Source organism: Streptomyces sp. NPDC090445 (genome assembly GCF_044769385.1).
In the GTDB taxonomy this organism is placed as follows: domain Bacteria; phylum Actinomycetota; class Actinomycetes; order Streptomycetales; family Streptomycetaceae; genus Streptomyces.
In genome coordinates this window covers 1-23,324 of the sequence record NZ_JBIVXV010000037.1, presented here as the reverse complement: position 1 = coordinate 23,324, position 23,324 = coordinate 1, and the positions used below count along the sequence as shown (strand labels likewise).

The following is a 23,324-nucleotide window of genomic DNA, read 5'->3' as shown; positions in this document are numbered from 1 at the left end:
ACATGGCGAACGAACAAACGCTGCGGGACTACCTGAAGCTGGTCACAGCGGATCTGCACCAGACGCGTCAGCGGCTCCGCGACGTCGAGGCGAAGAACCAGGACCCCATCGCCATCGTCGGCATGGGCTGCCGCTACCCCGGCGGCGCGGCCTCGCCCGAAGGCCTGTGGCAGCTGGTCGTCGACGAGGCCGACGCCATCACCGGGTTCCCCGCCGAGCGCGGCTGGGACATGGACACCGTCTACCACCCCGACCCCGAGAACCCCGGCACCAGCTACGCCGACCAGGGCGGCTTCGTCCGGGACATCGCCCGCTTCGACCCGTCGCTCTTCGGGATCTCCCCGCGCGAGGCCCTGGCCATGGACCCGCAGCAGCGGCTCCTGCTGGAGACCTCCTGGGAGGCGTTCGAGCGCGCCGGCATCGACCCGACGTCGATGCGCGGCAAGCAGGTCGGCGTGTTCGTCGGCACCAGCAGCCACGACTACCTGACCGCGCTGCTGAGCTCCTCCGAGAACGTGGAGGGGTACCTCGGCACCGGCAACGCGGCGAGCGTCGCCTCCGGCCGCCTGTCGTACACCTTCGGCCTCGAAGGCCCGGCCGTCACCGTCGACACCGCCTGCTCCTCCTCCCTCGTCGCCCTGCACCTGGCCGTGCAGGCCCTGCGCAACGGCGAATGCTCGCTCGCCCTCGCCGGCGGCGCCACCCTGATGGCGGCGCCCGGCACGTTCATCGACTACAGCAAGCAGCGCGGCCTCGCCGTCGACGGCCGCTGCAAGGCGTTCTCCCCGGACGCCGACGGCTTCAGCCTCGCCGAAGGCGTCGGCGTCCTCCTCGTCGAGCGGCTCTCCGACGCCCGCCGCAAGGGCCACCACGTCCTCGCCGTCATCCGCGGCACCGCCGTCAACCAGGACGGCGCCTCCAACGGCCTGACCGCCCCCAACGGGCCCTCCCAGCAGCGCGTCATCCTCCAGGCGCTGTCCAACGCCCGGCTCACCCCCGACCAGGTCGACGCCGTCGAGGCACACGGCACGGGAACCGGCCTCGGCGACCCCATCGAAGCCCAGGCGATCATCGCCACGTACGGCCAGGACCGGCCCGACGGCCGCCCGCTCTGGCTCGGCTCCCTGAAGACCAACATCGGCCACGCCCAGGCCGCCGCCGGCGTCGCCGGCGTCATCAAGAGCGTCATGGCCATGCGGCACGGGCTGCTGCCGCGCACGCTGCACGTGTCCGAGCCCACCCCGCACGTCGACTGGTCGGCGGGCGAGGTGTCCCTCCTCACCGAGGCACGGCCCTGGCCGCGGCACGACGGGCCCCGCCGGATCGGCGTCTCGTCCTTCGGCATGAGCGGCACCAACGCCCACGTCATCCTGGAGAGCGGCGACGAGCCCGCAGCGGAGGAACAGACGGCCGACGGCCTGCCCGCGGCCGCCTCGCCGGCCGCCGAGCCGGCCGTCTGGCCCGTCGTCCTGTCCGGCAAGACCGAGGCCGCGCTGCGCGCCCAGGCGGCAGCCCTCCACACCCACCTCACCGACCGGCCCGGTCTCCGCATCGGCGACGTCGCCTCCGCGCAGGCCCTCACCCGCGCCGCCCTCGACCGCCGTGCCGCGGTCATCGCGGAGGACCGCGACGGACTCCTCGCCGGGCTCGCCGCCCTCGCCGAGGGCCGGCCGTCGGCCGACGTGGTCGAAGGGGCCGCCACGGAAGGCAAGCTGGCGTTCCTGTTCACCGGACAGGGCAGCCAGCGGCTGGGGATGGGCCGGGAGCTGTACGACACCCACCCGGTCTTCGCGGCCGCGCTGGACGCGGTGTGCGACCGGCTCGACCCGCTCCTCGAACTGCCCCTGAAGGACGTGCTCTTCGGGACGGACGCGGAGCTGCTGAACCGCACCGGCCACACCCAGCCGGCCCTGTTCGCGGTCGAGGTGGCGCTGTACCGGCTCGTGGTGAGCTGGGGCCTGCGCCCGGACTTCCTGGCCGGGCACTCCATCGGCGAGATCGCCGCCGCCCACGTGGCCGGCGTGTTCTCCCTGGACGACGCCTGCACCCTGGTCGCGGCCCGCGGCCGGCTGATGCAGGAACTGCCCGCCGGCGGCGCGATGATCGCGGTCGAGGCGTCGGAGGACGAGGTCCTCCCGCTGCTCACCGACCGCGTCGGCATCGCCGCCGTCAACGGCCCCCGGTCGGTCGTGGTCGCCGGCGACGCGGACGCGGCCGCCGCCCTCGCGGACGTCTTCGAGGCGCAGGGCCGCAAGACCAAGCGGCTGACCGTCAGCCACGCCTTCCACTCGCCGCACATGGACGGCATGCTCGACGCCTTCCGCCGGGTGGCGGAGGGGATCGCGTACGAGGCCCCGCGCATCCCCGTCGTGTCCTGCCTGACCGGCGCCCTCGCCGGCGGCGACATGGCCTCGGCCGACTTCTGGGTGCGGCACGTCCGCGAGGCCGTCCGCTTCCTCGACGCCGTCCGCTGGCTGGAGAGCCGCGGCGTCACCGCGTACGTCGAACTCGGCCCCGGAGGCGTCCTCTCCGCCCTCGGCCAGGACTGCCAGACCGCCACCGGCCCCCGCGCCGCCGCCTTCCTGCCCGCCCTGCGCGCCGACCGCCCCGAGGCCCGGACCCTCGCCGCCGCCGTCGCCGGCGCCCACGTCCGCGGGCTCTCCCCGGACTGGGCGGCCCGCTTCGCCGGCACCGGCGCCCGCCGCGTCGAGCTGCCCACGTACGCCTTCCAGCGCGAGCCGTACTGGCCCCGCGACCCGTTCACCGACTTCGCCGAACCCGCCGACGGCCGCGAACTCGGCGCCACCGACGCCCGGTTCTGGGAGGTCGTCGACAGCGAGGACCTGGCCGCGCTCGCCGACACCCTCGGCGTCGCCGGCGACGAACCGCTCAGCAGCGTGCTGCCCGCCCTCTCCGCCTGGCACCGCCGCCACCGCGACCGCGACACCGTCGGCGGCTGGCGCTACCGGATCACCTGGAAGCCGCTCACCGGCAGCGACAGGAACACCGACACCGAGCCCGCGCCCCTGTCCGGCCACTGGCTCCTCGCCGTGCCCGCCGGCCATGCCGACGCCCCCTGGGCCGTCGCCGCCGCCGGGGCCCTGGCCGCCCGCGGCACCACCGTCAGCACCCTCACCGTCGACACGACGGCCGACGACCGGGCCGCCCTCGCCCACCGGATCCACGAGACCCTCGCCGGGACGGACACCCCCGCCGGGGTGCTCTCCCTGCTCGCCCTCGACGAGCAGCCGCACCCCGAGGACCCGGCCCTGACCGCCGGCCTCGCCGCCACCCTCGCCCTCGTCCAGGCCCTCGGCGACGCCGACGTCGACGCCCCGCTCTGGGCCGCCACCCGGGGCGCGGTGTCCACCGGCCGCTCCGACCGCCTCACCGGGCCCGCCCAGGCCGCCGTCTGGGGCTTCGGCCGCACCGCCGCCCTCGAACTCCCCGCCCGCTGGGGCGGCCTCGTCGACCTGCCCCCCACCCCCGACGAGCGCTCCGCCGCCCGTCTCGCGGACGTCCTGGGCGGCCTCGGCACCGAGGACCACCTCGCCGTCCGCTCCACCGGCGTCTTCGTCCGCAGGCTGGTCCGCGCCCACCGGGAGCAGGCCCCCGCCGCCGAGTGGACCGCCTCCGGCACCGCCCTGATCACCGGCGGCACCGGCGCCCTCGGCGGCCACGTGGCCCGCTGGCTCGCCCGCAACGGCGCCGAGCACCTGCTGCTCGTCAGCCGGCGCGGCCCCGAGGCCGACGGCGCGGCCGAACTCGCCGCCGCACTCCGCGACCTGGGCGCCCGCGTCACCCTCGCGGCCTGCGACGTCGCCGACCGCGACGCCGTCGCCGAGCTGCTCGCCGGCATCCCGGCCGACCTGCCGCTGACCACCGTCGTCCACGCCGCCGGTGTCCTCGACGACGGCGTCCTCGACGCCCAGACCCCGCGCCGCCTGGCCGGAGTCCTCCGCCCCAAGGCCCACGCCGCCGGCGTCCTGCACGAGCTCACCCGCGGCCTGGACCTGTCCGCGTTCGTCCTCTTCTCCTCCGTCGCCGCCGCCTTCGGCGCCGCAGGACAGGCCAACTACGCCGCCGCCAACGCCTCCCTGGACGCCCTCGCCGAACAGCGCCGCGCCGAGGGCCTCCCCGCCACCGTCATCGCCTGGGGCGCCTGGGCCGAAGGCGGCATGGCCACCGACGACCTCGTCGCCGACCGCCTGCGGGCCGCCGGACTCCCGGCCCTCGCCCCCGAACTCGCCCTGTCGGCCCTGCACACCGCGCTCACCCTCGACGAGACCGCGTCCGTCGTCGCCGACATCGACTGGGACCGGCTGGCGCCCGGCCTCACCGCCGTACGCCCCTGCCCGCTGATCACCGACCTCCCCGAGGCCGCGCGGGCCCTCACCGCGGAGGGCACCACCGACACCGGGGCCGCCGACCCGGCCGCCGACTCCCTCGCCCGGCAGCTCGACCGGGCCCCGGCCGGCGAACGCGACGCACTCGCCCTGGAGTTCGTCCGCACCCAGATCGCCGCCGTCCTCGGCTACCCGGGACCGGCCTCCGTCGACCCGGCCATCGCCTTCCGCGACCTCGGCTTCGACTCCCTCACCGCCGTCGAGATCCGCAACCTCCTCACCGCCCGGACCGGCCTGCGCCTGCCCGCCACCCTGATCTTCGACTACCCCAACTCCCTCGCCCTGTCCGCCTTCCTGCAGGGCGAACTCCTGGGCGACGCGCACTCGGCCGAGGCCGCCGCCGCGGCGCACGGCCCCGTCGCCGCCACGGGCACCGCCACCGACGACGACCCCATCGCCATCGTCGCCATGAGCTGCCGCTTCCCCGGCGGGGTGGACACCCCCGAACAGCTGTGGGAGCTGCTCGCGGGCGGCCGCGACGCGATCTCCGGCTTCCCCGCCGACCGCGGCTGGGACCTGGACGGTCTGTACGACCCGGAGTCCCTCACCGAGAACACCACCTACGTCCGCGAGGGCGGCTTCCTCGCCGACGCCACCGAGTTCGACCCCGCCTTCTTCGGGATCTCCCCGCGCGAGGCCCTCGCCATGGACCCGCAGCAGCGCCTGCTGCTGGAAACCTCGTGGGAGGTCTTCGAACGGGCCGGCATCGACCCCGCCGCCGTGCGCGGCGAGCGGATCGGCGTCTTCACCGGCACCAACGGCCAGGACTACCTCGACGTCATCCTCGCCGCCCCCGACGGCACCGAGGGCTTCCTCGGCACCGGCAACGCGGCGAGCGTCGTCTCCGGACGCGTCAGCTACGTCCTGGGCCTGGAGGGCCCGGCCGTCACCGTCGACACCGCCTGCTCGTCCTCGCTGGTCGCCCTGCACTGGGCGATCCAGGCCCTGCGGGCCGGCGAGTGCACCATGGCCCTGGCCGGCGGTGTGACCGTCATGTCCACGCCCGCCTCCTTCATCGACTTCAGCCGCCAGCGCGGCCTCGCCGCCGACGGCCGGATCAAGGCCTTCGCGGCCGCGGCCGACGGCACCGGCTGGGGCGAAGGCCTCGGCATGCTCCTCGTCGAGCGGCTGTCCGACGCCCGCCGCAACGGCCACCCGGTCCTCGCCGTGGTCCGCGGCTCGGCCGTCAACCAGGACGGCGCCAGCAACGGCCTCACCGCCCCGAACGGCCCCTCGCAGCAGCGCGTCATCCGCCAGGCCCTGGCCGGCGCCGGCCTGTCGCCCACGGACGTGGACGCCGTCGAGGCCCACGGCACGGGCACCCGGCTCGGCGACCCCATCGAGGCCCAGGCCCTGCTCGCCACCTACGGCCAGGACCGCCCCGAAGGACAGCCCCTGCTCCTCGGCTCCATCAAGTCGAACCTCGGCCACACCCAGGCCGCGGCCGGCGTCGCCGGCGTGATGAAGATGGTCCTCGCCATGCAGCACGGGGTGCTGCCGCAGACCCTGCACGTGGACGAGCCCACCCCGCACGTCGACTGGACCGCGGGCGACGTCGCCCTGCTGACCGAAGCCGTGGACTGGCCCGAGACCGGACGCCCGCGCCGGGCCGGCATCTCCTCCTTCGGCATCAGCGGCACCAACGCCCACACCATCGTCGAACAGGCCCCGGACGCCGAGCCGACGGCCGGACCGGCCCCCGCACCGGCCCCCGAACCGGCCGGCGTACCGCTGCCGTGGATCCTCTCGGCCCGGACCCGGGACGCTCTGCGCGACCAGGCCCGCGGGCTGCACACCCACGCCGTCCGGCACCCCGAACTGCGCCCCGCCGACCTCGGCCTCTCCCTGGCCGTCGGCCGCTCCGCGTTCGAGCACCGCGCCGCCGTGGTCGCCGCGGACCGCGACGCGCTGCTCGCCGCACTGGAAACGCTGGCGGAGGGCGGCTCGGCCGCCGCCCTCGCCGAGGGCACGCCGGTCGCGGGCAAGACCGCCTTCCTGTTCACCGGGCAGGGCAGCCAGCGCCTCGGCATGGGCCGCGAGCTGTACGAAACCCACCCGGTGTTCGCGGACGCGCTCGACGCGATCTGCGCCCGCATGGACGTCCACCTCGAACTCCCCCTGAAGGACGTCCTGTTCGGGGTGGACGCCGCCCTGCTGGACCGGACCGAGTACACCCAGCCGGCCCTCTTCGCCGTCGAGGTCGCGCTGTACCGGCTGATCGAGTCGTGGGGCGCGAAGACTGACTTCCTGTCCGGCCACTCCATCGGCGAGATCGCCGCCGCCCACGTGGCCGGGGTGTTCTCCCTGGACGACGCCTGCACCCTGGTCGCGGCCCGCGGCCGGCTGATGCAGGCGCTCCCGGCCGGCGGTGTGATGATCGCCGTGCAGGCGTCGGAGGACGAGGTCCTGCCGCTGCTGACCGACGGTGTGAGCATTGCCGCGGTCAACGGGCCGCAGTCGGTGGTCGTGGCCGGTGACGAGGACGCGGCGGTCGCCATCGCGGAGGCCTTTGAGGCGCAGGACCGCAAGACCAAGCGGCTGACGGTCAGCCACGCGTTCCACTCGCCGCACATGGACGGCATGCTGGAGGACTTCCGCCGGGTGGTGGAGGGCCTGTCCTTCGAGGCCCCGCGCATCCCGGTCGTGTCGAACCTGACCGGTGCCGTCGTCGCCGACGAGATGGGCGCGCCGGAGTTCTGGGTGCGGCACGTCCGTGAGCCGGTCCGCTTCCTCGACGGCGTACGCGCCCTCGAAGCGGCCGGTGTGACGGCGTACGTCGAGCTCGGGCCGGACGGGGTGCTGTCCGCCCTCGCGCAGGAGTGCGTGACCGAGGACGCCGTCTTCACACCCGTGCTCCGCAAGGGCCGCGACGAGGCCGAGGCCCTTGCCGCCGCCCTCGCCCGGGCCCACGTCCACGGCATCCGGGTCGACTGGCAGGAGTACTTCGCCGCCACCGGCACCGCAGCCCGACGCGTCGGCCTGCCCACATACCCCTTCCAGCGGCAGCGCTACTGGCCCGCGGTCTCCTCCGCCCTCCACCTCGGCGACGTCGAGGCGATCGGCCTCGACGACACCGCCCACCCGCTGCTCACCGCCGGCGTCGCACTCCCCGACTCCGACGGCATGGTCTTCGCCGGACGCCTCGCCCTCGCCACCCACCCCTGGCTGGCCGACCACGCGATCCTCGGCAGCGTCCTGCTGCCCGGCACCGCCTTCGTGGAGCTCGCGACCCGCGCCGGCGACCAGCTCGGCTGCGACCACCTGGAGGAACTGACCCTCGAAGCGCCCCTGATGCTGCCCGAGCGCGGCGGCGTCCGGCTGCGCGTCCGGGTCGGAGCCGCCGACGAGTCCGGCCGACGGCCGTTCGCCCTGCACTCGCGGGCCGAGGGCCTGGCCGCCGAGGAGCCCTGGACCCGGCACGCCACCGGCTTCCTCGCCGAGGCCGCCCGCCCCGCCGCCGACTTCGACCTGACCGCCTGGCCCCCGGCCGGCGCCACCGAGCTGCCGCTCGACGGCCGCTACGAGGCGCTCGACGCCATCGGCTTCGCCTACGGCCCCGTCTTCCGCGGCCTGCGCACCGCCTGGCAGCAGGGCGGCGCCGTGTACGCCGAGGTCCGGCTGCCCGAGGACGCCGAGGACCAGGCCGGCCGGTTCGGCCTGCACCCCGCGCTGCTCGACGCCGCCCTGCACGCCATCGGCCTCGACGGCATCGGCGCCGACGACGGCCGGGGCCGACTGCCCTTCGCCTGGAGCGGGGTCTCGCTGTACGCGGGAGGGGCGGGCGCACTGCGCGTCCGCCTCACCCCGGCCGGCGCCGAAAGCGTCCGGCTGGAGATCGCCGACGCCGCCGGCGCCCCGGTCGCGCTCGTCGAGTCGCTCGGCCTGCGCCCGGTCACCGCCGACCAGCTGCGCGCCGCCCGTACCGCCTACCACGAGTCCGTGTTCCGCCAGCAGTGGACCGAACCCACCGGCCTCGCCGTCCCGGACCCGGCCCCCGCGGCCCGGTACGCCGTCCTCGGCGCAGCGCACCCGGTGTGCCCCGCGGACGCCGAACGGTACCCGGACCTGGCGGCACTGGCCGCCGCGGTCGACGCGGGGGCACCCGTACCGGACGAGGTGTTCCACGTCCTCGCGCCGACGCCCGAGCCCCTCACCGCCGAGGCCGTGCACACGGCGGCTCACGACGCCCTCGCCCTTGCCCAGGCGTGGCTCGCGGACGAGCGGTTCGCCGCCGCCCGGCTGGTCTGCGTCACCCGCGGCGCGGTCGCCGCCGTACCGGACGAGGACGTGACCGACCTCGCCGCCGCCACCGTCTGGGGCCTGCTGCGCTCGGCGCAGACCGAGAACCCGGGCCGGATCGCCCTCGTCGACGTCGACGTCGACGCCGGCATCGACGCCGACATCGACGCGGAGACCGGTGGCGCGGACGCGCTGCGGGCCGCCCTCGGCTCCGGCGAGGAGCGGTTCGCGGTGCGCGCCGGCGCCGTGCTCGTCCCGCGTCTCGCCCGCGTCGAAACCGGGGAGCAGGAGCAGGAGCAGGAGCAGGAGCGGGAGGGCGCCGGCCGTGCCCTGGCCTTCGGCCCGGACGGCACGGTCCTGATCACCGGAGCCACCGGTGCGCTGGGCGGGCTGATCGCCCGCCACCTCGCCGCCACCCACGGGGTACGCCGCCTGCTGCTCGTCGGCCGGCGCGGCGCCGACGCCCCCGGCACGGCCGAACTGGCCGCCGAGCTGGCCGAGTCGGGCGCCACCGCCACCTGGGCGGCCTGTGACGTCGCCGACCGGGACGCCCTGGCCGCCCTGCTCGCCGGCATCCCGGCCGAGCACCCGCTCACCGCGGTCGTCCACACCGCCGGAGTCCTCGACGACGGCATCCTCTCCTCGCTGACCCCCGACCGGCTGTCGGCGGTGCTGCGCCCCAAGGTGGACGCGGCCTGGAACCTGCACGAGCTGACCCGGGACCTGGCCCCGGAGCTGTCCGCGTTCGTGCTCTTCTCCTCCACCTCCGGCCTGTTCGGCGGCCCCGGCCAGGGCAACTACGCCGCCGCCAACTCCTTCCTCGACTCCCTCGCCCAGCACCGCCGGGCGAGGGGCCTTCCGGCCGCCGCGCTCGCCTGGGGCCTGTGGTCCCTCGCCGACGGCATGGCGGGCTCCCTGGACGCCGCCGACGTCAACCGGATGCGCCGGGCCGGACTGCCCCCGCTGACGGCCGCCGACGGCCTGGATCTGTTCGACACCGCCGTCTCCCTCGACGACCCGGCCGTGGCCCTGATGCGCGTGGACACCGACGCCCTGCGCCCGCAGGCCGCCGCGGGCACCATCGCCCCGCTGCTCCGCGGCCTCGTACGGGGTGTGGCGCGCCGGTCCGCGGCCGCCGCGGCCGTCGCCGCCGGCGGCGAGTCCGAGCTGCGGGCCCGGCTGGCCGGGATGACCGCCGCCGAGCAGGACCGCGCCCTGCTGGACCTGGTCCGTACGCAGGTCGCGGCGGTGCTCGGCCACGCCGGCCCGGCCGCCGTCGAGTCGGGGCGGGCCTTCAAGGAGCTGGGCTTCGACTCGCTGACCGCCGTCGAACTCCGCAACCGGCTGAACGCGGCCACCGCCCTGCGCCTGCCCGCCACCCTGATCTTCGACTACCCGGACCCGACCGTCCTGGCCCGCCACCTGCGCGCCGAGCTGATCGGCGACACCGAGCCGGGCACCGGAGCGGGCGCCGGTACCGCCGCCGGGTCCGCGGCCCCGGCGGCCACCGCGGCCGCGGCCGACGACGAGCCCATCGCGATCGTCGCGATGAGCTGCCGCTACCCCGGCGACGTCCGCACCCCCGAGGACCTGTGGGAGCTGCTGGCCGCCGGCGAGGACGGCATCACCCGCCTCCCCGAGAACCGCGGCTGGGACACCGAGGCCCTCTACCACCCCGACCCCGAGCACCCGGGCACCTCGTACGCCCGCGAGGGCGGTTTCCTGCACGACGCCGCCGACTTCGACGCCGCCTTCTTCGGGATCTCCCCGCGCGAGGCCCTCGCCATGGACCCGCAGCAGCGGCTCCTCCTGGAGACCACCTGGGAGGTGTTCGAGCGGGCCGGCATCGCCCCGTCCTCGGTGCGCGGCACCCGTACGGGCGTCTTCGCCGGCGTCATGTACCACGACTACGGCGCCCGCCTGCACGCCGTGCCCGACGGTGTCGAGGGCTACCTCGGCACCGGCAGCTCCAGCAGCATCGTCTCCGGCCGTGTCGCCTACACCTTCGGCCTGGAGGGCCCGGCCGTCACCGTCGACACCGCCTGCTCCTCCTCGCTGGTCGCCCTGCACCTCGCGGCGCAGGCCCTGCGGGGCGGCGAGTGCTCGCTGGCCCTGGCCGGCGGCGTCACCGTGATGTTCACGCCGGGCACCTTCATCGAGTTCAGCCGCCAGCGCGGCCTCGCCGCCGACGGCCGCTGCAAGTCCTTCGCGGCCGCCGCCGACGGCACCGGCTGGGGCGAGGGCGCGGGCATGCTGCTGCTGGAGCGGCTCTCCGACGCCCGCCGCAACGGCCACCAGGTGCTGGCCGTGCTCCGCGGCTCGGCCGTCAACCAGGACGGCGCCAGCAACGGCCTCACCGCCCCCAACGGCCCCTCGCAGCAGCGGGTCATCCGCCAGGCCCTCGCCGGCGCCCGCCTGACGGCCGCCGAGGTCGACGTGGTCGAGGCCCACGGCACGGGCACCACCCTCGGCGACCCGATCGAGGCCCAGGCCCTGCTCGCCACCTACGGCCGTGAGCACAGCGACGACCGGCCGCTGCTGCTCGGCTCCGTGAAGTCCAACCTCGGGCACACCCAGGCCGCCGCCGGTGTGGCCGGCGTCATCAAGATGGTCATGGCGATGCGCCACGGCGTGGTCCCGAAGACCCTGCACGTGGACGAGCCGACCCCGCACGTCGACTGGTCGGCGGGCGCGGTGTCCCTCACCACCGAGCAGGTGGCCTGGCCCGAGACGGGCCGCCCGCGCCGCGCCGGTGTCTCCTCCTTCGGCATCAGCGGCACCAACGCCCACGCCATCATCGAAGAGGCCCCGCAGCCGGCCGCAGAGTCGGAGCAGGCCGCAGAGCCGGAACAGGGTGCGGAAGCGGAGCAGGGCGGGCAGGCCGCCCCGGCGCCGTTCCTGCCCGTGGTCCTGTCCGCCCGCGGCGAGGACGCCCTGCGCGCCCAGGCCCGCCGCCTCCACACCCGCGTCCACACCGACACCGGCCTGCGCACCGCCGACCTCGCCCTGTCCCTGGCGGCCGGCCGCTCCGCCCTGGAGCAGCGCGCCGCGCTCGTCGCCACGGACCGCGACGGGCTGCTCCGCGGGCTGGACGCACTGGCCCGCGGCGAGGACACGCCCGGACTGGTCCGGGGGACCGCCCGCGAGAACCGGACGGCCTTCCTGTTCACCGGGCAGGGCAGCCAGCGCCTCGGCATGGGGCGTGAGCTGTACGACGCCCACCCCGCCTTCGCGGATGCCCTGGACGAGGTGTGCGCCGAGCTCGACCGACATCTCGAACTCCCGCTGAAGGACGTGCTGTTCGGGTCCGACGCCGCCCTGCTGGACCGGACCGGGTACACCCAGCCCGCGCTGTTCGCCGTCGAGGTGGCACTGTTCCGGCTGCTGGACGGCTGGGGCCTGCGGCCCGACGTCCTCGCCGGCCACTCCATCGGCGAGATCACCGCCGCCCACGTCGCCGGGGTCCTGTCCCTCCAGGATGCCGCCGAACTGGTCGCCGCCCGCGGCCGGCTGATGCAGGCGCTCCCGGCCGGCGGCGTGATGATCGCCGTACAGGCGGCCGAGGACGAGGTCCTGCCGCTGCTCACCGACCGGGTGAGCATCGCCGCCGTCAACGGCCCGCAGTCGGTGGTCGTCGCCGGCGACGAGGACGCCGCAACCGCCATCGCGGACGCCTTCGAGGCGCAGGGCCGCAAGACCAAGCGGCTCACCGTCAGCCACGCCTTCCACTCGCCCCACATGGACGGCATGCTGGCCGACTTCCGCAAGGTCGCCGAGGGCCTGGTCTACGGGGCCCCGCGCATCCCCGTCGTCTCCCTCCTCACCGGCGCCCCCGTCACCGACGAGACGGCCTCCGCCGACTTCTGGGTCCGGCACGTCCGCGAGGCCGTCCGCTTCTCCGACGGCATCCGCGCCCTGGAGGCGGCCGGGGTGACGGCGTACGTCGAACTCGGCCCCGACGGCACCCTCTCCGCGCTCGCCCAGGACTGCCTGGCCGACGACAGCACCGAGCCCGCCGCCCTGTGCGTGCCCGTACTGCGGAAGGACCGCCCCGAGGCCGAGGCGCTCACCGCGGCCCTCGCCCGGGCCCACGTCCACGGCGTCTCCGTCGACTGGACGGCCTACTTCGCCGGCACCGGTGCCCGGGCCGTCGACCTGCCCACGTACCCCTTCCAGCGCAAGCGCTACTGGCTCGACGTGGGCGTGTCCGTCGAGGACGTGCTGGCCGCCGGCCTCGACATCCCCGACCACCCGCTGCTCGGCGCCGCCGTCCCGCTGCCCGCCTCCGACGGCCTGGTCCTCACCGGACGCCTGGCCCTGGCCACCCACCCCTGGCTGGCCGACCACACGGTCATGGACACCGTCCTGCTGCCCGGCACCGCCTTCGTCGAACTGGCCCTGCGCGCCGGCGCCGAGGTCGGCTGCGACACCCTCGACGAGCTGGCCATCGAGGCCCCGCTCACCCTCGCCGACCAGGGGGCCGTGCAGCTCCAGCTGGCCGTCGACGCCGCCGACGAGGCGGGCCGCCGCACCCTGTCCCTGCACGCGCGGCCGGCCGACGCCCCCGCGGAGGAGCCGTGGACCCGGCACGCCACCGGCGTGCTCGCCCCGGCCGCCCCGCAGCGTGCCGTCGACCTGGCCGAATGGCCCCCGGCCGGCGCCGAACCGGTCCCCACCGACGGCTTCTACCCGGCCGCGGCCGCCGCCGGCCTCGGCTACGGGCCGGTGTTCCAGGGGCTGCGCGCCGCCTGGCGGCGCGACGGCGAACTGTTCGCCGAGGTCGCGCTCGACGAGGCGTACGAGAACGACGCCGCCGGCTACGGCCTGCACCCCGCCCTGCTCGACGCGGCCCTCCAGGCCATCGGCCTCGGCGTCCCCGGCAGCACCGACAGCACCGACAGCGGTACGGAGCCCGCCGAGGGGGCCCGGCTGCCGTTCGCCTGGACCGGCGTCCGGCTGTACGCGGCCGGCGCGGCCGGCCTGCGGGTCCGGATCACCCCCGGCACGTCCGGCGGCCTGACCCTCGACGTCGCCGACACCACCGGCGCCCCGGTGGCCTCCGTCGACTCGCTGGTCCTGCGGCCCGTCTCCGCGGACGCGCTCGGCGGCGCCGACCGGACCGCCCACCACGAATCCCTGTTCGGCATCGAATGGACCGGGCTGCCGCTGACCGCGGGCACTGTCCCGGCCGGCGAACGCTGGGCCGTACTCGGCGAGGACCGGGCGGACTTCCGTATCGGCGGCGACCCGCTCGACGCCCACCCGCACCTCGCCGCCCTGCGCGAGCAGCTCGCCGCGGGCGCCCCCGCACCGGACACCGTGATCGTCCCGCTGTACGGCACCGCCACCGCCGACGGCCGGGCCACCGCCGCCCGGACCGCCGCGCACCACGCCCTCGCCCTGGTCCAGGAGTGGCTGGCCGAGGAGCGGCTCGACGCCTCCCGGCTGGTCCTGCTCACCCGCGGCACGGTGGCCGCCGTACCGGGCGACCACGTCACCGACCTGGCCCACGCCCCGGTGTGGGGCCTGGTGCGGTCGGCACAGTCGGAGAACCCCGGCCGGTTCGTCCTCGCCGACACCGACGGCACCGACGCCTCCCTCGGCGCCCTGGCCGCCGCCCTCACCGGGGACGAGCCGCAGCTCGCCCTGCGGTCGGGCGAGGCGTACGCCTTCCGCCTCCGCCGCATCGCACGCACCGACACCCACGCCGACACCAACGCGGACAGCAACGCCGACGCCGGCACCCGTGCCGACACCGCCGCCGCGCCGGACCCGGCCCGGCCCGTGCTCGACACCGGCGGCACGGTCCTCGTCACCGGCGCCACCGGCACCCTCGGCCGGCTCTTCGCCCGCCACCTCGCCGAAACCCACGGCGTACGGAACCTGCTGCTGCTCAGCCGCCGCGGCGACGCGGCACCCGGCGCGGCCGACCTCACCGGCGAGCTGACCGGGCTCGGCGCCACGGTGACGTGGGCGGCGTGCGACGCCGCCGACCGGGAGGCCCTGGCCGCCGTCCTGGCCGCCGTACCGGCCGAGCGGCCGCTGACCGCGGTCTTCCACACGGCCGGTGTCCTGGACGACGGCATCATCGACTCGCTCACCCCCGAGCGCCTCGACACGGTCCTGCGGCCCAAGGTCGACGCGGCCTGGAACCTGCACGAACTGACCGAGGGCCACCGGCTCTCCGCGTTCGTCCTGTTCTCGTCGGTCGCCGGCTCCTTCGGCGCCCCCGGCCAGGGCAACTACGCCGCCGCCAACGCCTTCCTGGACGCCCTCGCCCGGCACCGTGCCGCTCGCGGCCTGGCCGCGAGCTCCCTCGCCTGGGGCCTGTGGGCCACCGCGGACGGCATGGCCGGCGCCCTCGACGAGGCCGACCTGACGCGCATGGCCCGCGCCGGTGTCACCGGGCTCGCCCCCGAGGAGGGCCTGGCCCTCTTCGACACCTCCCACACCCTGGACGACGCCGTCCTCGTCCCGATGCACATCGACCCGGCCGTCCTGCGCGCCCAGGCCGCCGACGGCACCCTGCCGCCGCTGCTGCGCGGACTCGTCCGCACCCCCGCGCGCCGGGCCGCCGCCCCCGCGGCCCGGGCCGCCGCCCGGCCCGCCGCCGAACCGGCCGGCTCCCTGACGGAGCGGCTGGCGGGCCTGCCGGCCGCCGAACGGCAGCAGGCGCTCGACGAGCTGGTCCGCGGCCAGGTCGCCGCGGTCCTCGGCCACGGCACGGCCGACGACGTCGACGCCGCCCGCGGCTTCCTCGACCTCGGCTTCGACTCCCTCACCGCGGTCGACCTCCGCAACCGGCTCACCGCCGCCTCCGGGCTGCGGCTGCCCGTCACGCTGATCTTCGACTACCCGTCACCGGCGGCCCTCTCCGCGTACATCGGGGAGCGCATCGGCCGGGCCGGCGACCGCGGCGGCCGGCCGGCCGTCCACACCGAACTCGACAAGCTCGAATCCCTCCTCTCGGCGGTCGCCCCCGACGACGCCGACCGCGCCGGCATCACCGCCCGGCTGCGAGACCTCCTGGCGAAGTGGAATGACACGCACAGTGCACCGGACAGCGCCGCCGCCGAAGAGCGGGACATCCAGGCCGCCACGGCCGACGAGCTCTTCGACCTCCTCGACGACGAACTCGGCCTGTCCTGACCACCACCACGACCACCACGGTGACCGGCACGGCGGCACAGCCGTGACCGCTCCGACGACCTTGACGACTCTGACCACTTCGAGCACGGGGATGGCGTAAGACATGGTGAACGAGGAGAAGTACCTCGATTACCTCAAGCGGGCGACGGCCGACCTCCGCGAGGCGCGACGCAGGCTGCGCGAGGTGGAGGAGCGCGAGCAGGAACCGATCGCGATCGTCGCGATGAGCTGCCGCTACCCCGGGGGCGTCGACACCCCCGAAGCCCTGTGGGAGCTCGTCGCCCGCGGCGGGGACGCCGCCACCCCGTACCCCGCCGACCGCGGCTGGCCCGCCGAGGTCCTCTTCGACCCCGACCCGGACAGCGGCATCGACGCGTACGAGCAGGTCGGCGGATTCCTGCACGAGGCCCACCACTTCGACCCGGGCTTCTTCGGGATCTCCCCGCGCGAGGCCCTCGCCATGGACCCGCAGCAGCGGCTCCTGCTGGAAACCTCCTGGGAGGCCTTCGAACGGGCCGGCATCGACCCGGCGTCGCTGCGCGGCAGCCGCACCGGCGTCTTCGCGGGCCTGATGTACCACGACTACGCCGCCCGGCTGTTCAGCGTCCCCGAGGAGATCGAGGGCTTCCTCGGCAACGGCAGCTCCGGCAGCATCGCCTCCGGCCGCATCGCCTACACCCTCGGCCTCGAAGGCCCGGCCGTCACCGTCGACACGGCCTGCTCGTCCTCCCTCGTCGCCGTCCACCTCGCCGCCCGGGCCCTGCGCAGCGGCGAGTGCACCCTCGCCCTCGCCGGCGGCGTCACCGTCATGTCGACGCCCGGCACCTTCACCGAGTTCAGCCGCCACCGCGGGCTGGCCGGCGACGGCCGCTGCAAGTCCTTCGCCGCCGCCGCCGACGGCACCGGCTGGGGCGAGGGCGCCGGCATGCTCGTCCTGGAGCGCCTCTCCGCCGCCCGCGCCAACGGGCACCCCGTCCTCGCCGTCATCCGCGGCACCGCCGTCAACCAGGACGGTGCCAGCAGCGGCCTGACCGCCCCCAACGGCCCCTCCCAGCAGCGCGTCATCCGCGACGCACTCGCCGGGGCCCGCCTCTCGCCCGCCCAGATCGACGCCGTCGAGGCCCACGGCACCGGCACGACGCTCGGCGACCCCATCGAAGCCCAGGCGCTGCTCGCCACGTATGGCCAGGACCGGCCCGACGACCGGCCGCTGCTGCTCGGCTCGATCAAGTCCAACATCGGGCACACCCAGGCCGCCGCCGGCGTCGCGGGCATCATCAAGATGGTCATGGCCATGCGCCACGGCACGCTGCCGCAGACCCTGCACGTGGACGAGCCCACCCCGAACGTCGACTGGACGGAAGGCGCCGTCCGGCTGCTCACCGAGTCCGTGCCGTGGCCCGAGACCGGCGCCCCGCGCCGGGCCGGCGTCTCCTCGTTCGGCATCAGCGGCACCAACGCCCACACCGTCATCGAGCAGGCCCCGGACGCCGTCGAAGCCCCGAAAGCCCCGGAAGCCGCCGGGCAGCCCGGCGAGCCGTCCGCCGCCCCCGCGGCCCCGGCCGCCCCCGTACCGCCGCTGTGGAACCTGTCGGCCAAGTCGTCGGCCGCCCTGCGCGCCCAGGCCGAGAAGTTGCACGCACACCTCGCGGCCCACCCCGGGCTGCGCGCCGGGGACGTCGCCCACTCGCTCGCGAGCGGACGCACCGACTTCGAGCACCGGGCCGTCCTCACGGCCGCCGACCAGCCCGGACTCCTCCGCGCGCTGCAATCCCTCGCCGCCCTCGGCCCGGAGGAGTCCGCCCCCGCCCCCGGTGTCACCCGGGGCCGCCCGGTCGCCGGCAAGCTGGCCTTCCTCTTCACCGGCCAGGGCAGCCAGCGCCCGGGCGCCGGGCGCGAGCTGTACGCGGCCCACCCCGTGTTCGCCGCCGCGTTGGACGCGGTGTGCGAGCGGTTCGCCCCGCTCCTCGAACTGCCGTTGAAGGAGGTGCTGTTCGGGTCGGATGCGGGTCTGTTGGACCGGACGGAGTACACCCAGCCGGGGCTGTTCGCGGTCGAGGTGGCGCTGTTCCGGCTGCTGGAGTCGTGGGGTGTGAAGCCGGACTTCCTGTCCGGGCACTCGATCGGCGAGATCGCCGCGGCGCATGTGGCGGGTGTCTTCTCGCTGGACGACGCGTGCACGCTGGTCGCCGCGCGTGGGCGCCTGATGCAGGCCCTGCCCGCCGGCGGCGTGATGATCGCCGTCCAGGCGTCGGAGGACGAGGTTCTCCCGCTGCTCACCGATCGGGTGAGTGTGGCCGCGGTCAACGGCCCGCAGTCGGTGGTCGTAGCCGGTGACGAGGACGCCGCCGTGGCCATTGCCGAGTCGTTCCCCGACCGGAAGACCAAGCGGCTGACGGTCAGCCACGCGTTCCACTCGCCGCACATGGACGGCATGCTCGACGCCTTCCGCCAGGTCGCGGAGGGGCTGACGTACGCCGCTCCCCGGATTCCGGTCGTGTCCAACCTGACCGGTGCCCTCGCGGGCGACGACATGGCCTCGGCCGACTTCTGGGTCCGGCACGTCCGCGAGGCCGTCCGCTTCCTCGACGGCATGCGCGCCCTGGCCGCCCGCAACACCGTCCACTTCCTGGAGATCGGCCCGGACGCCGTCCTCTCCGCCCTCGCCCAGGACTGCCTGCCCGACCACACCGACACCGCCGCCTTCGTCCCCGTCCTCCGCACCGGCCGGCCGGAGGCCGAGACCCTGACCGGCGCCCTCGCGCGGCTGCACGTCCGCGGCACGGCCGTCGACTGGGACGCGTACTACGCCGGCACCGGTGTCCGGCGCGTCGACCTCCCCACGTACGCCTTCCAGCGCGAGCCGTACTGGCTCGACGCCGGACGCCCGCCCGGCGACGTCTCCGCGGCCGGCCTGGGCACGGCCGGACACCCGCTGCTCGGTGCCGCCGTCGCCCTCGCCGACCTCGACGGCTTCCTCTCCACGGGCCGCCTCTCCCTCGACACGCACCCCTGGCTCGCGGACCACGCCGTCATGGGTTCGGCCGTGCTGCCCGGCAGCGCCTTCGTGGAGCTGGCGATCCGGGCCGGCGACCAGGTCGGCTGCGATCTCCTGGAGGAACTCACCCTCCACGCACCGCTCGTCCTGCCCCCGGCCGGCGGAGTCCAGGTGCAGCTGTGGGTCGGCGCCCCCGACGCCACCGGCCGCCGCTCCCTCGGCGTGCACTCCCGCCCCGAACCGGGCGCCGACGGCGCCGCAGCCGGCCCGGACGCGGCCGAGGCGCCGTGGACCCGCCACGCCGACGGCGTCCTCGCGGCGGGCGCCCCGCAGCCGTCCTTCGCCCCGGAGACCTGGCCGCCGGCCGACACCGTCCCGCTGCCCGTCGACGAGCTGTACGCCGGCCTCGCCGCGGCCGGACTGCAGTACGGGCCCGCCTTCCAGGGCGTACGCGCGGCCTGGACGAGCGGCGACGCGACCTACGTCGAGATCGAGCCGGCGGAGGAACTGCAGCCCGACACGGGCCTGTTCGGTCTGCACCCCGCCCTGCTCGACGCCGCCCTGCACACCATCGGCCTCGCCGGACTCGTCGAGGACACCGGCAGCGGCCGGCTGCCGTTCTCCTGGACCGGCGTGTCCCTGCACGCCGTGGGCGCCTCCACCCTCCGCGTACGGCTCTCCAAGGCCGGCCCGGACACGGTGTCGCTGGCCCTCGCCGACGGCACCGGACAGCCCGTCGCCGACATCGCCGCACTCACCCTGCGCACCGTCTCCGCCGAGCACCTCGACACCGGGACGGGCGGCCCCCACGACCACCTGTTCCACGTGGCATGGCCCCCGCTCACCCTCCCCGAACCGGCCGACCACGCCCCCGGCGCCGCCGAGCCGCGCACGCTCGTCCTCGACGGGCCGGACGCCACCGAGGCGCTGGCCGCAGCCCTCGACACCGACACCGACACCCCCGCCCCGGACACCGTCCTCGTCCGCCTCCCCGCCACGCCGGAGCTCACCCCCGAGGCCGTGCACACGGCCACGCACGGCACGCTCCGCCTGCTGCGGCACTGGCTCGCCGACGACCGGCTCGCCGACAGCCGCCTCGTCCTCCTGACGCAGGGCGCCGTCGCCGTGCACTCCGGCGACCGCGCGGCCGACCCCGTGCACGCCGCCGTCCGGGGCTTGGTGCGCTCCGCCCAGTCCGAGCACCCGGGCCGCTTCGTCCTCGTCGACGTCGACAGTGACGTCGTCAGTGACGTCGACAGCGACGTCGACGGCGAGGAGCCGTTCGCCGAGCTGCCCGGAGCCGTCCTGGACGCCGTCCTGGCCTCCCGGGAGCCGGAGCTCGCCCTGCGCGCGGGCACGGTCCACGCACCCCGCCTGGCCAGGACGCCCGCCGGCACCCCGGCCGGGGCCCCCGCGTACGACGCCGAAGGCACGGTCCTGGTCACCGGGGCGGCCGGCACCCTCGGCCGGCTCGTCGCCCGGCACCTCGTCGCCGAGCGCGGCGTACGGCACCTGCTGCTGCTGAGCCGCCGCGGCGACACCGCGCCCGGCGCGGCGGACCTGACCCGCGAACTGGCCGAACTGGGCGCCGAGACCACCTGGGCGGCCTGCGACGCCGCCGACCGGGAGGCGCTCGCCGCCGCCCTGGCCGGCATCCCGGCGGAGCACCCGCTGACCGGTGTCGTCCACACGGCGGGCGTCCTCGACGACGGCGTCATCGACTCGCTGACGCCCGAACGCCTCGACACCGTCCTGCGGCCCAAGGCCGACGCCGCCCTCCACCTCCACGAGCTGACCCGCGACGCCGACCTGTCGGCCTTCGTGCTGTTCTCCTCGGCCGCCGGAGTGTTCGGCGCCCCCGGCCAGGGCAACTACGCCGCGGCCAACTCCTTCCTGGACGCCCTCGCCCAGCACCGCCGCGCCCGGGGCCTCCCGGCCCTCTCCCTGGCCTGGGGCCTGTGGGAGGACGCCGACGGGATGGCCGGCGCCCTGGACCGGGCCGATCTGGAACGGATGAAGCGCGGAGGCGTGCAGGGGCTGACCGCCGCCGACGGACTCGCCCTCCTCGACCTCGCCGACTCCCTCGCCGCGGCCGCGGACACCGCGGCCGACACCGAAGCCGGTGCCTCGGCAGGTGCCGACAGCGGTGACGCGGGGCGGGCCCTGCTCGTGCCGATGCGGCTCACCCTGCCCACCGGCGGTGCGGGCGTGCCCCCGCTGCTGCGCGGCCTGGTCCGCACCCCCGTACGGCGCACCGCCGCCGGGGCGGGCGCGGCCGGCCGCAGCGCCACGGAGCCGTCCGGTCTGGAACGGAGCCTGCGCGGCCTCGACGCCGCCGGGCGGGAGCGGCTCCTCCTCGACCTCGTCCGCGGCCACGTCGCCGGCGTACTCGGCCACGGCACCCCCGACGCCGTCGAACCCGAACAGGCCTTCAACGAGCTGGGCTTCGACTCCCTCACCGCCGTCGAACTCCGCAACCGGCTCGGCGCGGCCGTCGGCCGCCGCCTGCCCGCCACGCTGATCTTCGACTACCCGACCTCGCTCGTCCTCGCCCGCCACCTGGCCGCCGAACTCGGCGCGGACGACGACCGTGCGTCCCACGCAGTGCCCGTACCCGCCCCCGGGCAGGGCGGCGCCGGCGGTGCCGACGACCCGATCGCGATCGTGGCGATGAGCTGCCGCTACCCCGGCGGCGTCACCACGCCCGAGGAGCTGTGGCGGCTGCTGGAGGGCGGCGGCGACGCCATCACCGGCTTCCCGGCCGACCGCGGCTGGGACGTCGAGTCGCTGTACCACCCCGACCCCGACCACCCCGGCACCTCCTACACCCGCCACGGCGGCTTCCTGCACGACGTCGCCGGATTCGACCCGACGTTCTTCGGGATCAGCCCGCGCGAAGCCGTCGGCACCGACCCTCAGCAGCGCCTCCTGCTGGAGACCACCTGGGAGGCCTTCGAACGGGCCGGCATCGACCCGGCCACCGTGCGCGGCAGCCGGACCGGCGTCTTCGCCGGCGTGATGTACCACGACTACGCCACCCTGCTGGAGCGCTCCGCCGACGGCGCGGACGGCTCCCTGGGCTCCGGCAGCACCGGCAGCATCGCCTCCGGCCGCATCTCGTACACCTTCGGCCTCGAAGGCCCCGCCGTCACCATCGACACCGCGTGCTCGTCCTCCCTGGTCGCCCTCCACATGGCCGTCCAGGCCCTGCGCAGCGGCGAATGCGACCTGGCCCTCGCGGGCGGCGTCACCGTCATGGCCACCCCGGGCACCTTCGTCGGGTTCAGCCGCCAGCGCGGCCTCTCCGCCGACGGCCGCTGCCGCGCCTTCTCGGCCGACGCCGACGGCACCGGCTGGGGCGAGGGCGTCGGCATGCTGCTCGTCGAGCGGCTGTCGGACGCCCGCCGCAACGGCCACCCGGTCCTGGCGGTGGTCCGTGGCTCGGCGATCAACCAGGACGGTGCCTCCAACGGACTGACCGCTCCCAACGGCCCGTCCCAGCAGCGCGTCATCCGCGCCGCCCTGGCGAGCGCCGGCCTGTCGGCCGCCGACGTGGACGCGGTCGAGGCCCACGGCACCGGTACGACCCTTGGCGACCCCATCGAGGCCCAGGCCCTCCTGGCGACCTACGGCCAGGACCGGCCCGACGGGCAGCCGCTGCTCCTCGGCGCCATCAAGTCGAACCTCGGCCACACCCAGGCCGCGGCCGGCGTGGCGGGCGTGATCAAGATGGTGCTGGCCATGCAGCACGGCGTGCTGCCGCCGACCCTGCACGCGGAACAGCCGTCGCCGCACGTCGACTGGACGGAAGGCGCCGTCAGCCTGCTCACCGAGTCCGTTCCGTGGCCGGAGACGGGCCGCCCGCGCCGCGCCGGTGTGTCGTCCTTCGGCATCAGCGGCACCAACGCCCACACCATCATCGAGCAGGCACCGGTCGCCCCGGACGCCGACCGGGACGCCGAACAGGGCGCCGACCCGGCCGCCGATGCCGGCTTCCCGCCGGCGCCGGCCGTGCTGCCCCTGCGGCTCTCCGGCCGCACGGCGGACGCCCTCGCCGCCCAGGCCCGGGCCCTGCACACCCACCTGGAGGACCGGCCCGGCCTCGCGCTCACGGACCTCGCCCACGCCCTGGCCACGACCCGCGCCGCCTTCGACCACCGCGCCGTGGTCGTCGCGAAGGACCGCGACACCGCCGTCACCGCCCTCGACGCCCTCGCCGCCGGACGGACCGCCCCCGGGCTGGTCCGGGGCACGGCCGGCAGGAGCGGCCGGACCGCCTTCCTGTTCACCGGCCAGGGCAGCCAGCGCCTGGGCGCGGGCCGAGAACTGTACGCGGGCCAGCCGGTGTTCGCCGCGGCACTGGACGCGGTCTGCGCCGGGCTGGACACCCATCTCGAACTGCCGCTCAAGGACGTGCTGTTCGGGTCGGATGCGGGCCTGTTGGACCGGACGGAGTACACCCAGCCGGCGCTGTTCGCCGTCGAGGTGGCGCTGTTCCGGCTGCTGGAGTCGTGGGGCGTGAAGCCGGACTT

General features: G+C 76.1%; 2 protein-coding genes. Both read left to right on the top strand.

Features of this window, described 5'->3' with window-relative positions:
• Positions 1-2: 2 nt before the first annotated feature.
• Positions 3-15,794, top strand: a complete 15,792-nt coding sequence (locus ACIQUT_RS36360; RefSeq protein WP_403569498.1) for a type I polyketide synthase — start codon at positions 3-5, stop codon at positions 15,792-15,794.
• Positions 15,795-15,897: 103 nt separating this feature from the next.
• Positions 15,898-23,324: type I polyketide synthase (locus ACIQUT_RS36355; protein WP_403569496.1), on the top strand; the 7,427-nt coding region annotated here is incomplete at its 3' end.

Bases quoted from the DNA above. Each gene is read 5' to 3' on its own strand.
- ACIQUT_RS36360 (WP_403569498.1), top strand. From the start codon at position 3: ATGGCGAACGAACAAACGCTGCGGGACTACCTGAAGCTGGTCACAGCG.